Here is a 15403-nt window from a genome sequence, read left to right as displayed (position 1 = left end):
CAGGTCTTGCATCTGCGCCACCTCAGAACTGCTCGGGCCGCAGCAAGGCGTATCCCAGGTAGACAAACAGAGCCAGGGCGCCCAAGGCGCCCAGCCATCCGGTGATTTCGGTCAGGGTCATAGGAATTTCTCCCGCATCGGCACCGCTTGGCGGCACCTGTTGTTGCGATGGGGAAAACTCTAGGGCCGGGGCTGTCAAAAGCGGATTGAGATTGCGGCATGCCGTATCAAGACGCCATCAAGATGTCTACCGATGCCTCTTATCGAATGGTTCAGAACCCCGCCCTTCACCCTCTGCCATCCCACCCTTATGACACCTGCATTCCCAGTGAAAAACACTTCCACGACAGGCCAGGCAACCGATGGCAGGACTTTCCTTCGTTTCTGGGGTTTGCTCAGCCTCCTGTACCTGGGATGGCTGCTGATCTTCTGGCCCGGCGTGCTGGGCGAGGACAGTGCGGCCGTCCTCATGGAAGTGGACAACCCGGACAAATTCCGCTCCGGCAAGGGGGTGCTGTGGTACTACTTCATCCGTCTCACCTACGGCGCCACCCACTTGGTGGAAGTACCCATCATCGCGTTGATATTGCTGTGCGCCATGTTCTTCGCCCGCATGCTGGCCTGGTACTGGACCTCGCGGCACCGCGCGCTGTGCGTCTTTCTGCTGCTCTTCATCTGCGCGGCGCCGCACATGGTCTATTTCACAGGCACGCTGTACCCGGACGCCATCTTCGCCGTGGCTTCTTGCGCGCTGCTGTTCGAGCTCTGGCTGCTGTGCAGCCGGCGCCAGCACAGTCGGGCATCCCTGGCCGTGATTGCCCTTGCCTTGCCCTTCGCCGTGTTCGTGCGCGCCAACGGGATCGTTTTCCTGGCACCTGCCATGCTGGCCCTGTTTCTCGCCGACCGCCGCAGCCGCTGGTATCTCGGGACCATCATCGCGTTCTGGTGCGCCACGGTCTATGCAGGAACCCAATTGCACAAATCGACCGCGCAAAGCGCCACGGATTCACTGGTCCTCTTCGAGACCGTCAAGCTGCTCCAGCCCAGGGCCATGAACGATCTATGGCAAAAGCAGCCCCTCATGAACGACCCTTGGGTACTGCAGGAGCCCAAGCTTTCCGCGCGCACCCTGGAAATCCTCGACAGCTACCGCCCCCGGGAGCTGATGCTCACCTACTCGGACCCAGCCTACTGGGACATGCTGGTGTTCCATCCGTCAGGCCCCCAGCTCTTCGGGCTGCCCGAGGGCCAGCGCAAGGAACTGGTGCAGGAATTCTTCCGCTACAACCTGTGGCACAACCTGCCGGACGTGGTGGCCAGCCGTGTGAACGTTTTTTTGGCTGCGGCGCTTGCGCAGGGTGGATTTCCTGCGCTGGACTATGCGCAATACGTCCTGAAGCGCACCCAGACACAGTCGCAGATGCGCCGGTTCGGGCTGGACCAGGCAGAACAGGCACTACGCGCCGTGCACAGATATAGCTACGCGTGGCGGTGGCTGCTGTGGACACCTTGGCTGGGCATGGGCCTGCTGGTCTTGCTGCTGTGGCGCAGTTGCCGCGGCAAGGACCTGCCAGCCCTGCTTGTGACAATTCCCCTGGCGTTTCAACTGGCAGGTATCGCTGCATTCGCTTCGGCAGGCGAATATCGTTACTTACTGCTTTTCTTCACCATCCCGCTGGTACTCATTCCCATAATGATTTCGTCAGCGCACGAAAACAGGTCGTAACAGCCCCCAGGCGGCAGGTCAATGCATGGGCCAATCAGGGACACCGTGTAAAAGCCATCTTTTGCCCACGCTCTGTAAAATGCGTCGATTCGCCACGGGTGCCAGACACCCGTGCGCTCTCGACAGCCCATCTCCTGGATTTCCCCTTGACTTACGCCCTGGAAACCCGGCGCCGCCGGACTTTTGCCATCATTTCCCACCCTGACGCGGGCAAGACCACGCTGACCGAAAAGCTGCTGCTGTTCTCGGGCGCGATCCAGATCGCGGGCGCCGTCAAGGGCCGCAAGGCCAGCCGCCATGCCACCTCCGACTGGATGGAAATCGAAAAGCAACGCGGCATCTCGGTGGCCAGCTCGGTCATGCAGATGAGCTACCGTGATCACGTGGTCAACCTGCTCGACACGCCCGGCCACAAGGACTTCTCGGAAGACACCTACCGCGTGCTCACGGCCGTGGACTCGGCGCTGATGGTCATCGACGCCGCCAACGGCGTGGAATCGCAGACCCGCCGCCTGATCGAGGTCTGCCGCCAGCGCGACACGCCCATCATCACCTTCGTCAACAAGATGGACCGCGAAGTGCGCGATCCGCTGGACATCCTCGACGAAGTCGAGCGCGAGCTGGGCATGCCCTGCTGCCCCGTCACCTGGCCCGTGGGCCAGGGCCGGCAGTTCGGCGGCATCATCAACCTGCTCACCCAAACCATGACGGTGTTCCAGCCTGGCAGCGAACGCCGCCCGCAGGACTTCGAGGCCATTCCCCTGGCCGAGGCCGACAAGCTGCGCGCGCGCTTCGGCCAGTCCTTCGACGATGCGCTGGAAAGCATGGAACTGGCCCAGGGCGCCTCGGCCCCCTGGGACCACGAGGCCTTCCTGGCAGGCAAGCTCACGCCGGTCTTCTTCGGCTCCGGCGTGAACAACTTCGGTGTCATGGAAGTGCTGGATGCCGTGGTCGACATGTCGCCCCCGCCCGGCCCCCGCAAAAGCTCGCTGCTGGTCAACAAGCAGCCTGTGGAAAAGATCATCCACCCCGAGGACGAAGGCTTCTCCGGCGTGGTCTTCAAGGTCCAGGCCAACATGGATGCCAACCATCGCGACCGCATCGCCTTCGTGCGCGTGGCCTCGGGCAAGTACACACCCGGCATGAAGATGAAGGTCCAGCGCACGGCCAAGGAACTGCGCCCCACCTCCGTCGTGACCTTCATGAGCCAGCGCCGCGAAGCCGTGGAAGAAGCCTATGCGGGCGACATCATCGGCTTCACCACGCACGGCGGCGTGCAGCTGGGCGACACCATCACTGACGGCACCAACCTGCAATTCACGGGCCTGCCCTTCTTCGCCCCGGAAATGTTCATGACCGTGGTGCTCAAGAACCCGCTGCGCACCAAGCAGCTGCAGCAGGGCCTGATGCAGCTGGGCGAGGAAGGCGCCATCCAGGTCTTCAAGCCCGAGGCCGGCGGCAACATGCTGCTGGGCGCCGTGGGCCAACTGCAGTTCGAAGTCGTCCAGCACCGCCTGAACGCCGAATACGACTGCGACATCCGCCTGGAAGGCTGCCAGTACACCGGCGCTCGCTGGATCACTGCCGACACCCCGGCCGAACTGCGCGAATTCGAGAACGCCTACCCGCTGCGCATGGCGCGCGATGCGGCCGATACGCTGGCCTATCTGTGCACGTCACCCTATGACGTGCGATTGGCGCAGGAGCGGTTTCCGAAGATCCATTTCCATCCGCTGCGCGAGCATGCGGGGTTGGCGCTGCAAGTCAACGCCTGATTTACTGACAATCTATAGGCGCACCAGCAGTCCGATGCTCAATAAAAAAATCATATCATCGGGAATTTATGAAAATATTGGATGGCTCGCATGGATACTCTACGAAGCTATCAAGCGCCTGATTCGATATTCTGGTGCGCTTCTTATTTAGAGGCTCATTGGGTTTACATAACCAATGCAAAGAGAAATCTTATCGACCCTTGGGAATTTTTAACGTAATCATCTGAAAGCTACCATGTAGTACCTATGGGCTATGTTTGGCCAGCGCTCTTGGGGGGAGCAATCTCGTGGACCACCAACTATGCATGCATTGATAGCGGCCATATTCCTACCAGCTGTAACCACCTCGGTGGGACAGGCTATCAATTTGAAGCTTGATGCGGGCATGCATACCTACGCAATCTCCGAGAACGATCAATTTCGCCCTGCTAGCACAGGCCATTTTGAGATCAGCTTTCCCTGTCCTCCAGAAACCCTGGTGACTTGGTGCGCGGCCGAATTGCTAGGTGTCGCTACTCCCCACGCCGCTCGTGTCTTCATACGAGATGGTATGCCTATTAATCCTTATCAAGAAGATACCCTACAATAAAGCAAGAAAAATCATTGATACTTCAAGGATTATTAATACTACAATATTAAAGATAATCTTCAATATTCTATTATGCCCAAAAAAATACATCACCCTTTTATTTTACTTTTCTCTCTGCTGATAGTCTTCTATGGGTACTGGCTCATGACTTTCTGGCCAGGGATTCTTGGCGAAGACAGTCTAGGAATCCTTTTGGAAGTTTTGGACCCAGCAAAGCAGAATTCAGGGAAACCGGCCTTCTGGTACTATTTTGTTCGAATTTTCTATGAGGGACATCAGAAGGCCGAAGTACCCATCGGAGCCATGCTTCTCATAAGTGCCGCCATCCTGGCTCGTATACTGGCATGGTGTTGGAATCAGAGAATATACAAGACAACGATCTTTCTTCTGATCTTTTTCTGCCTGACGCCACATTTGATTTTCTTTGCGGGCTCTCTTTATCCAGATGGAGTTTACTCCATCGCCATCGCTGGACTGCTTTTTGAAACATGGCTCACAGCAAGAGAAAAAAAGGCCAGTGTAGCCTCGTTGTTCATGATTGCGCTGACACTACCTATTTCCGCATTTGCCCGACCCAACGGAATAATATTTCTCATACCGATCATCATACTGATATTTCTCGTTGAACGTCGAAGCAAGATTTTATTGGGCGTCATTCTCCTTTCTTGGACCACATTAATGGCAGCAGGCATGAATGCCCACCGGTCTGCAAGCCATGGTGCCATCTACCCGATGGCCATCTTCGAAACTGTCAATTTCTTGCAACCTCGTCCCATGAATTTGTGGACGGCAAGCCCTCGACTGTCACCTCTGACTATCCAGACGATGCAAAAAAATCATCCTTTGGAAACTTACATAAAAAACTACGATCCTGATTATTGGGACACACTGAATTTCAAGCCGGATGGACCACGCGTAATGTCCATTCCCAAGCCCGACAGAAACATAATCACCAAGGAATTTCTGCGCTACAACATATGGCACAACATTCCAAAATTTATGGGCAGCAGAGTTAATATCTTTTTGGCATCAGCATTGGCTGACGGGGGACTTCCAGGATTTGGCTATGCCAAGCATGTCTTGGATTCCGTGAAATCAGAATCCATTTTCCGTAAATTCAATCTAAAAACATCAGAAGATTTTCTCTTCGGCATGTTTGACATCAGCTATACATACCGCTGGATATTCTGGACTCCATTCTTCGGAATCGCACTGCTGATATGGGCAATTCACCGGGGAGTCCATCTGCGCGATATACCATTATTGTTAATTTCCATTCCCATGCTCGTTCAGCTGGGGGCAATCTTCGTATTCTCGATTGCCGCAGAATATCGATATTTAATGCCATTCTTCACACTCTCAATAGTTTTATTGCCAATTTTTTCATTACGGAAAATTGGGCCCAGCAAACCATGATGTAATCCGGAAATCATTTTATGACACCGCTTCTCACGTCCCTCACAATACTTTGTGTTATATGCATCTCCTTGGGCCAGATTCTTTTCAAGAAGGCGGCCTTTGCCATTCCGATTGGTGCGACGTGGATTGACTGGGTCTTAAACGGGTGGTTGATAACATCTCTTGCGCTTTATGGGCTTACAACGCTGGGCTGGATTTGGATACTGCGCCAAGCGCCGTTGCACCTTGCCTATCCTTTCATGGGCCTCGCCTTCATCATTGTTCCTACTCTGGCGTGGTTGCTTCTGGGTGAGCCCTTGCACTGGCGCACGCTTGTCGGAGGCACACTGATACTTGCCGGTGTCGCTTTAGCGTCTCAGTAAATAGAAAGAACAGAACATGCGTATAGCCGTCGCCATACCCTGCTACAAGGTCACCCAGCATGTACTCGGTGTCATCCATGCCATCGGTCCCGAGGTCGAGTCCATCTATGCCGTGGACGATGCCTGCCCCGCAGGCAGTGGACGCTTCATTGAGGAGAACAACACGGATCCCCGCGTGCGCGTGCTCTTCAACCCCGAGAATCGAGGCGTCGGAGGAGCCATAGTCACGGCCTACAAGGCAGCCATTGCCGACGGCATGGACATAGTTGTCAAGATCGACGGCGATGGCCAGATGGATCCCACGCTGCTGCCGCTGTTCGTGCGCCCCCTGCTGCGCCACCAGGCCGACTACACCAAGGGCAACCGCTTCTACCGACCTGAGTCGGTACAGGACATGCCGCCGGTACGCCTCTTCGGCAATGCCGTGCTGTCCTTCATGACCAAGCTCAGCTGCGGCTACTGGAACGTGATGGACCCGACCAATGGCTATACGGCAGTACGCACCTGCGTGCTGGCCGAACTCCCGCTGGACAAGCTGGAAAATCGCTACTTCTTCGAGACCGACATGCTGTTCCGCCTGAACACCGTGCGCGCCGTCGTCAAGGATGTGCCCATGGATTCCGTCTATGCCGACGAGGAGTCCAACCTCAAGATCGGCAAGGTGCTGCCGGAATTCCTGCGCAAGCATGCTTCGCGCCTATGGCGGCGCTACGTCTACAACTATCTGGTTCGCGACTTCAACATAGGCACGGTATACAGCCTGAGCGGTATGTTGCTTGTCTTGGTGGGCACCCTCTTTGGTCTTTGGCATTGGATTGGCAGCAGCGGCCATCCCGCGACCAGCGGCACCGTCATGCTTGCCGCTCTGCCCATCATCATCGGCATCCAATGCCTGATCGCCTTTCTGCACTATGACGTCGACAGCGTTCCCTCCGAGCCCGTCAGCCTGTCTCTGGAAGAATCGGCCAATTGATCGGTTCAGCGCTTCCAGCACGCCACCCCGTTGCACATTCAATGCAAAAACATCTTCGTCTTTCCTTGGCGGTGATTGCGCTCGCGTGCACAGCCTTTGGCAGTGGAACGCAAGCGGCCTCACCTCCTCGGCCGCCGCTCATCATCGCCCCCAGCATCGAGGGATGGTTCATCTGCGATGAGGCCGCTGGCAATGTGAAGTTGAGAACACTCGAGGAACTGTTCAGTTTCTGCCGCACGAGAGGCCTTGATGGCGCTTCAGCCATCGAGCAATTGCTGAACGAGCTGGAGCCGGGTGGGCCTCAAGGCTCCGTCCAGGTCGGGTACACCATCACCCTGCCTCTATTGACGCTGTATCGGCCAACCCCCCAAGGCTGGGACATCGACGCATCCCGCGTGGATAGTTTCCTGAATGTCATTCGCAAGGTGGAGCGCCCAGTCGTGGTCTATCTCATGGCTGACCATTTCGACTCCACCGGTGCCATCGTCGACGAGCTTGCCAAAGACCCTCGCAATCTGATGCAGTTGCGCGACGGCAAATCGCTGGACCTGGGCTATTTCGGCTACCGGATCATGCCCTACACGCTATCGGCCGATCCTGCAGTTCCTGTCAACCAGTACCGCTTCAAGGCACTTCAGTACGTCGCAAAAAAAATCCTGGAACTCCCTGAGCCTGTGCAAAAGCGCATCGTCGCCTATACGCTGCCGGGCGAACTGCACCACATGTTCCCTGACTTCGAGAACGGCATGGGCGCCTACCAATCCATCCAGGTCACAGACTACAGTCCGGATTCCGTTGCAGGCTTTCGGCGCTGGCTGCAGTCCAAGTACAAGGATGTGGGACAGTTGAAAAAGCAGACCGGACTGGACTACCCATCGTTTGATGCCGTTCCTGCACCTTCCAAGGACATTCGCAAGGAGCGCCTGAGTTCCTTTGGCGAGCACTATGACGCCTTCTCAGATGGCACGCTGCCGATTGCAGGCTGGCTGTGGGACCCTGAGCAGGCCGTGAAAAAGCTGGATCTGTACCTGGATGGCAACTTCGTCGCGCCTGTTGCCCGCGGGCTGGGCAGGCTGGATGTCTACCGTGCCGTGGATGCAATCACCGATCCCAACACTGGCTTTCGGCATGACTTGGACTACCGAGACCTGCCACCAGGCAAACACATCGCGCAGGTCGTTGCCGCAACCCATGAACGACGTTACCTGCTGGCCAATGTGGAGTTCATGGTCGTCCCGCGCGATCAGAGCAAGGTATCGGCACAGCCTCCCAAGCGACTGGGATGGATGCAGCGGATCTCAACGCTGCGCGGAGTGCGCTCCTGGCTGGACATGCCGGCCGGCCCGCAAGACCTCTACTACAACCCGTTGGCGCAAGACTGGAACACCTATCGCGAATCGCAGGTATACGGCCTTCTGAAAGCCTTCCACAAAAGGGCCTTGGATGCAGGACTGCCGGCCGACAAGATCTACTCGCATCAGATCGCGGCCAATGTGAACTCGTCCTGGAACCCGCAGTTGCTTGCATCCGGGACAACGATCGGAGGCGACACGCCCTGGCGAACCGGCGTGAACATGTACGGAGGCACCACCAACAGCGAATGGATGCGCAGCTTCATGAAGCAGCGCGGCATCACCAGCTACGGCGTCCCCGAGTTCAACCCGCAGCAGTGGAAGCGCGAAGGAGGGCACCTGAAAGCCCTGCAGTCGCACTATGACGGAGGTGCAACCTTCATCAGCCCTTACTACTTCTCCCTGATTCCTGCCCGCCTGAGCGGCGCAGCCGAACACGGCGTCAACCGCATGGAGCTGTCCCCAGACAACCCCAAGGACGGCTCCGACAAGTTCTACAAGGCCATCGTCGAATTCGCCAGGCAGTAGGATGGAGCCCTAGCGCGCACGGTCCGTGCGCGCAAACGCTGCCCTTTTACAAGCCGCCCCGGGCGGCTTTTTGCATTTTGACGACCGTGCCTACAACCCTCCAGCCGCTGTCCCTCTGGACACCTCCCGCATCGCCGCTCGGCATCCTCACCGACATCGACGACACCCTGACCACCGAGGGCGTGGTGCCGGACCATGTCGTCGATGCCATCGCCCGGCTCAAGCAGTCCGGCCTGCGCGTGGTGCCGATCACAGGCAGGCCCGTGGGCTGGAGCGAGCCGTTTGCCCAGGCCTGGCCCGTGGATGCCATCGTGGCCGAGAACGGCGCCGTGGCACTGCGGCGCAATGCGCAGGGCGGGCTGGACAAGCTCTACCAGCAGGACCAGGCCACTCGCACCGCCAACTACGCGCGCATGCAGCAGGTGCTGGCCGAGATCGAGGCCACCGTGCCAGGGGCGCTGCGCGCCACCGACTCGGCGGGCCGCGAATGCGACATTGCCGTGGACCACAGCGAATTCACCCAGATGCCCCAGCAGGACATTGACCGCTGCGTGGCCATCATGAAGGCGGCGGGCATGAACGCCACCGTCAGCTCCATCCACATCAACGGCTGGTTCGGTGCGCACAACAAGCTCGAAGGCGCACGCTGGATCCTGCGCACGCTGTTCGACATCGACCTCGACGCCACGCTGGACCGCTGGATCTACATCGGCGACTCCACCAACGACCAGCTCATGTTCGAGCACATGCCCCACAGCCTGGGCGTGGCCAACATCGCGCGCTTCGTGCCCCAGCTCAAGCACCTGCCTCGCCATGTCACCCAGGCCGAGCGTGGAGACGGCTTTGCCGAAATGGCGCAGTACCTGCTGACCCAGCGCCCCTGATCCACAGGGCCGAGGGCCGGTGCAGCCCTTGCAGGCCTGCGCCTTCGCCTTCGACTACCCCATCGGTCCCTCCTGATCTGCGGGACCCGCGCTCCCCCCGCAGACACCATCACCCTCAGCACAGCCAACCGCCCGGCGCAGGCGGGCTGTGCACCCTCTTCCCCCCATTCGACAGAGCAAATCTAGGACTATTCCTAGATCAAGCATCAATTATCAGAATGCGCCCTATTTCATATAGTGGCGGTGCACACCTAGAATCCATCACATACCCAAAGAACAGGTCTTTGTTTCGCCTTTTTCTTTGACAGATTCTCTCCTGCATCCCATCCGCGCCATTGGGCACTGGTGTATTTGAAGAATTCAACTTCAAACATGCCAGAGAAACAAACCTCGCCCATCCCTCGCCAACGCTCCCTCATCCGAACAATTTCTCCATGTCAGCGCCACCACCTATTCCAGCATGATCGCAACCCCTGCAAATCCTTGACCATGCTGACAGTTACCAACCATTGGATTGATGAGGTGAACATGGAACACTGATGATTTATTAACCACTCAACCATTCACACACTCTCTTATTCCATCAGCGCATTCATCGCTGCTGGAATTTCATTTATCTCTTCAACTCGAGGGAATACCCATGAAAAAGATCGCATTGCTGACATCGGTTGCCGGCCTGGTCATGATGGCCATGAACACCGCTCAAGCAGCAGACGGCACCATCAACTTCACGGGCGAGGTGGTCACCACCACCTGCAAGGTGGACACCACGGTCGCCGGCGCCGCCAAGGACGGCGTGAAGCTGCCCAACGTGGCGAACAACCAGCTGGCCACCGTGGGTGCCACGGTCGGCCGCCAGGCGTTCTCGCTGGAACTCAGCGGCTGTGAGCTGGCCACCGCCACCTCCACAGCGCCCGTCTCCAAGGTCGCCGTGTTCTTCGAAGCCGGCCCCAACGTGGATCTGGTCACCGGCATGCTCAAGCCCGCAGCGGCCAGCGGTACTGGTGCGCCCACCGTGGCCTCCGGTGTCCAGATCGCCATCGTGGATCCCAGCAACAACGAGCGCCTGAAGATCGGTTCTGCCCAATCGCGCTTCGTGGACATCGACAACAAGGTCGGTGGCAATGGCCGGGCCATCATGCGTTTCGCCTCCGAATACGTGGCCACCGGCCCCGTGACGGCCGGCCGTACCGACACCTCGGTGACCTACTCGCTGGTCTATCAGTAATCACTGACTTTCAGGCATATCGGCCGCCTTGCGGTGGTCGATATGCCGTGTCTTCTGCTTTCCCGACATGGGCCTGGCCCCATTCTTTCGCTCAAAACCCAGAGAGTTCTCCGATGCTGACGATCAAACGTTCATATGGGCTTGCTGCCATCCTGTTGTCCCTTCTTCTTGGAACGGCGGCACAGGCCAGCGTGACATTGACGGGCACGCGCATCATCTTCCCCAGTGGCGAGAAGGAAGCCACCATCCAGCTCACCAACGAAGGCAGCAAACCTGCCCTGGTGCAGACCTGGCTGGACAAGGGCAACAACCAGGAATCGCCTGAGAACATCGACGTTCCCTTCGTCATCACGCCCACCATCATGCGCATCGAGGCGGGCAAGAGCCAGACGTTGCGCATCATCTATTCGGGCGAAGCACTGCCTGCTGACAAGGAATCCCTGTTCTGGCTCAACGTGCTGGACGTCCCGCCCAAGGCGGAAATGGAAGGCGACTCCAACAATCTCCAGTTCGCCTTTCGCACACGCGTCAAGCTCATGTACCGGCCCGGCAATCTGCCCGGCAATGCCCAGGAAGCTCCTGCCCAGCTTCAATGGTCGGCAGGCGTTGACGCCAAAAACCAGCCTGTGTTGAAAGCACGCAATCCCAGCGCCTTTGTGGTCAATGTGGCTGGCGTTGAATTGCAGCTCAACGGCAAATCCTTCGAGGCAGGTGTCGGGCCCGTTCTTCCCGGCCAGGTGGCCGCCTTCCCAATCAAGGAACCTGCGGGTGCCAATATGGCTGGCGCGACCGGTGCCACGGTGATGTTCAGCAGCATCAATGATTGGGGTGCCAGTCTCAACCACGAAGCCAGGATTGGCAATTCCGCCAATTAAACAGGGCAATGCGAGCACAGCCACACGAATCCCCCGTCCTCTCCGGTCTGATTATCTAATGCCACTGCATTTTCAGCCCGGCCAGCACACCGATACCCAGCGTTAATACCCAGCGAAACTGCATCGGTCTCTTTACCGGGACTGGCACATCGGCCTTGGCCGTTCGCTTTGCATCGGGCGCACAGCATTAGGAGATAAGCAAATGATCAGGCCAGTCTTTCCATATTCAGAAAAGGGAATCAAAAGCCGGCATACAAGGCAAGGACAAGGAACAATGCCGGGGCCAGGCCAAGGCCCTGCCGGATATTTCCAACTGAAGCCCGGCCATGCGCTGCTGCTCTCCGTGCTGGTGTGCTGGCAGTCCGAGGCCCAGCAGGGCCAGCAGGTCAAGGAAGTCACGACCTCCACGTCCACCGGCCAGTGGCAGCCCACGCCGGCTGCCGTCGACTTCGATCCCAGCTTTCTGAACACCGGCAAGCAGACCATTGACGTCTCGCGCTACTCGCGCGCCAACGTGGTCACGGCAGGCAGCTACAACCCAGACATCTACATCAACGGCAACTGGGTTGGCCGCAGCGAAGTGCAGTTCAAGGCACTGGCTGGTTCGCAAGACGCGCTGCCCTGCCTGGACAAAGCACTGCTGGAGAAGGTGGGCATCGACCTCTCGCGCCTGCCGCCCGAGGCCGCCTTGAAGCTGGTGGCCGACGGTGGCTGCAACCGTCTGGACCAGATCATCGCGGGCGCCTTCACCAGTTTCGACTTCGGCAAGCAGCGACTGGACCTGAGCGTGCCCCAGGCCGCGCTGCGCCGCTCGGTGCGCGGCTATGTCAGCCCCGACCAATGGAGCGCCGGCGTGCCTGTCGGCCTGCTCGGCTACCAGTTCAATACCTATCACGGACGCTCCAGCAACGCAGAAAACACCACGCAGAGCTACCTGGGCCTGAACGGTGGCGTCAACATCGACCGCTGGCATTTCCGGCACAACGGCTCCTTCAGCTGGGCGGACACTGGACGGGGCAACTACCAGAACATCTCCACCTACGCACAGCGCGACATTGCCGACTGGTCTTCCCAACTCATACTGGGCGACACCTACACGGGTGGCGACCTGATGGACTCCACCTCGTTTCGCGGCATACGCTTGAACAGTGACGACCGCATGCTGCCCGACTCCCAGCGCGGCTACGCGCCCGTGGTGCGCGGCGTGGCCAACACCAATGCCCGAGTCACCATCACGCAGAACGGCATCAAGCTCTACGAAACCACGGTGGCGCCCGGCGCCTTCGTCATCAACGACCTCTACCCCACGGGCTACGGCGGCGACCTGCAAGTCAGCATCACCGAGGCCAATGGGGCCGTGCGCAGCTTTGCCGTGCCCTACGCGGCCGTGCCGCTGTCGCTGCGCGAGGGGCAGGACCGCTACAGCCTCACGGCGGGCGTGGTGCGCCACCTGCCCAATACTTCGCCGCTGTTCTCGCAGGCGACCTGGCAGCACGGCTTCACCAACATGCTGACCGGCTACGGCGGCGTGTCCGTGGCCAAGGGCCATATCTCGCCCATGATTGGCGCGGCGCTCACCACGCCCTGGGGTGCCTTTGGTGCAGACATCACGCACGCCTCCACCAGCATTCCCAATGACGGCTCCTTTTCCGGACAGAGCTTGCGTGCCAGCTACGCCAAGTCCTTTGCGCAGACCGGCACCCACGTGGCCATTGCCGCCTATCGCTACTCCACCAACGGATTCTTCGGCCTCAACGACGCCATGCGCGCACGGGATCAGGCCAATCTGCTACGGCCCTCCACGGACCTGTACCGGCCTCGCAATCGCGCCTCTCTGGTCATGGGCCAGCAGTTTGGCCCCGGGGGAGGCAGCCTCAGCCTCACGGCGTCCACTGCCAAGTACTGGAACCGCCAGGGCTCCAACGTCGACTACGCCATTGGCTACAGCAACTCGTTCCGCAACATCTCCTACAACCTCTCCGCGGCGCGCCAGCGCGATGCATGGGGACAGTCCAACACGTTCCTGCACGTGGGCCTGTCGATTCCGCTCAGCATGGAGCGCGGCATGATGCTCTCCACCAATACCAACCGCGACTCGCGCGGCCGCGTGCAGGCCCAGGCCAACCTGTCCGGGCTGCTGGGCGACGACAACGCCATCTCCTACGGCCTCAGCGCCAACCACAACACCGGTGGCATGAATGGCAGCAGCACCAGTGCCAGCGCCAACGCCACCTACCGCGCATCGCAGACCGAACTCAGCGGCAGCGTCAGCGCCAGCAGCGGCTACCAGCAGTTCTCGGTAGGCGCGCGTGGCGCCATCGTGGCCCACCCGGGCGGCGTGACGCTGTCGCAATCGGTGTCTGACACCTTTGCCATCGTGGAGGCCAAGAACGCGGAAGGCGCGCGCATCAACAACGCGCCCGGAGTGAAGGTGGACAGCCGGGGCTATGCCGTCGTCCCGTATCTGACGCCGTTCTCGATGAACGAGGTCTCCATCGATCCCAAGGGCCTGTCGACGGACGTGGAACTCAAGGAAACCAGCCAGCACGTCGCGCCGCTGGCCGGCGCCGTGCCACTGCTGGTGTTCAAGACAGCCTATGGCCGCTCGGCCGTGATCCGCGCGCGGCAGGCCGGCAACATGCCTGTGCCCTTTGGCGCCAGCGTGCTGGACATGGACGGCAAGGAGTTGGGCATGATCGGCCAGGCCGGCAAGCTTCTGGCGCGTGGGCTGTCAGACCAGGGCGAACTGCAGGTGCAATGGAAGACCGACACCGGCATGGTGGGCTGCAACCTCTCCTATACCCTTCCTGAAAGAAAGCGCAACACCACCTACCAGCCGCCGCAAAGCCTGGAACTGCCGTGCGTGGCCAGCAATGACCTGGTTCCTCTGATGATGGCGGGCATGCCTGCCAAGGCCGTCGCAGCATCGGCCGACGCGGCAAAGATTGCAGCAAGCACGGCCCCATCGGCTTCAACCTCCGCGTCCTCGAATCCTGCATCCATGAACGCGTCCCCAGCCACCTCCGTGGCTCTGGCCCAGGCAAGCAAGCCCTTGGCAGAAGCCCAGCCCGCAACGAGGCCGGAGCGCGATATCGGTGGACTGCGCATGAGCATCAAGATCAGTGCACTGCCCACGACAACCCGTACCGCCAGGAGCCTGGACAAGAGCGTCTCTCCCGACGAAAAGTCCGCACAGCCTGCAGCCATGCCTCAAGCGCATGGATTCAAAACGAACCGCCAGATGGCAGTCTTGCAGCCCAGCCTGAAGATCAGCGCCTTGAGCCCCACCGGCAGGACATGAATACCCTCTGGTGCGTGCCTAGGACCGTGCTGCACGCAATCCTGCTTCGGCAGCACAATCCCGGCCCCGTTGCGCCACAGCCCCCTTGCCGCCTCGCCAGGCGGCACGGCCCCGCATCTGAATGGCTCATGACGGCACCAACAGCCGTCTTTTTCTTTGCCACCTGGAAGCAGCCAAGAACAATTCCAGGAATCAACGCAAACATCCCCAAAGAGCAGGAACATTCCTAGAAAAATCCGGCGAAATTCGGAGCAGGCCTATATTCATTCAATTGATATTTCGCCAGAATTTCTCGCATGACATAGTCTTGCTTGTAATGGGCAATCATTGCCCGGCCCTATCCACGGGGGCGTCTCCATGCACTGCGCCCTTAAATCCAACAATAGCGCCA

Annotated in this window: 11 protein-coding genes; 10 read left to right on the top strand and 1 reads right to left on the bottom strand. The window is 59.2% G+C overall.

The annotated features are described in order from the left end of the window. Positions 1–22 precede the first annotated feature (22 nt). Positions 23–121: a K(+)-transporting ATPase subunit F gene (gene kdpF, locus AC57B5_RS22205; RefSeq protein ID WP_034397326.1), complete on the bottom strand. Its 99-nt coding sequence runs from the start codon at positions 119–121 to the stop codon at positions 23–25. A gap of 207 nt (positions 122–328) precedes the next feature. On the opposite strand from kdpF, the gene AC57B5_RS22200 reads away from it, so the two are divergent. The 10 genes from AC57B5_RS22200 to AC57B5_RS22155 all read left to right on the top strand — a co-directional run bounded on the left by AC57B5_RS22200 (position 329) and on the right by AC57B5_RS22155 (position 15012). Then, positions 329–1726, top strand: coding sequence for a hypothetical protein (locus tag AC57B5_RS22200; protein WP_496400331.1), 1398 nt, complete (start codon positions 329–331; stop codon positions 1724–1726). A gap of 146 nt (positions 1727–1872) precedes the next feature. Continuing rightward, complete coding sequence (locus AC57B5_RS22195; protein WP_496400330.1) at positions 1873–3501, top strand: peptide chain release factor 3; 1629 nt, start codon at positions 1873–1875, stop codon at positions 3499–3501. 733 nt (positions 3502–4234) lie between these two features. Then, positions 4235–5506, top strand: a complete 1272-nt coding sequence (locus AC57B5_RS22190) for a hypothetical protein (RefSeq protein WP_496400329.1) — start codon at positions 4235–4237, stop codon at positions 5504–5506. 20 nt (positions 5507–5526) lie between these two features. Then, on the top strand, positions 5527–5871 hold the full coding sequence (locus tag AC57B5_RS22185; protein ID WP_043790455.1) for a DMT family transporter: 345 nt from the start codon (positions 5527–5529) through the stop codon (positions 5869–5871). Between the two features lie 16 nt (positions 5872–5887). Continuing rightward, positions 5888–6844, top strand: coding sequence for a glycosyltransferase family 2 protein (locus tag AC57B5_RS22180; protein WP_496400328.1), 957 nt, complete (start codon positions 5888–5890; stop codon positions 6842–6844). A gap of 41 nt (positions 6845–6885) precedes the next feature. After that, entirely contained in the window at positions 6886–8724 is a 1839-nt protein-coding gene (locus tag AC57B5_RS22175; protein WP_496400327.1) for a hypothetical protein, read from the top strand. A gap of 86 nt (positions 8725–8810) precedes the next feature. Further along, positions 8811–9608, top strand: coding sequence for a Cof-type HAD-IIB family hydrolase (locus tag AC57B5_RS22170; RefSeq protein WP_496400326.1), 798 nt, complete (start codon positions 8811–8813; stop codon positions 9606–9608). A 640-nt stretch (positions 9609–10248) separates the two neighbouring features. After that, a complete protein-coding gene (locus AC57B5_RS22165; protein WP_013800427.1) occupies positions 10249–10836 on the top strand; it encodes a fimbrial protein in 588 nt (195 codons plus the stop codon). 113 nt (positions 10837–10949) lie between these two features. Then, positions 10950–11711, top strand: a complete 762-nt coding sequence (locus tag AC57B5_RS22160) for a fimbrial biogenesis chaperone (RefSeq protein WP_197944405.1) — start codon at positions 10950–10952, stop codon at positions 11709–11711. Between the two features lie 274 nt (positions 11712–11985). After that, a complete protein-coding gene (locus AC57B5_RS22155; RefSeq protein ID WP_496400325.1) occupies positions 11986–15012 on the top strand; it encodes a fimbria/pilus outer membrane usher protein in 3027 nt (1008 codons plus the stop codon). Positions 15013–15403: the final 391 nt, after the last annotated feature.

It is taken from the genome of Delftia sp. BGA-UO-ETr-SB1, assembly GCF_059567865.1.
The sequence above is the reverse complement of the archived record's forward strand: the minus strand, read 5'-3'. Positions and strand labels throughout refer to the sequence as shown.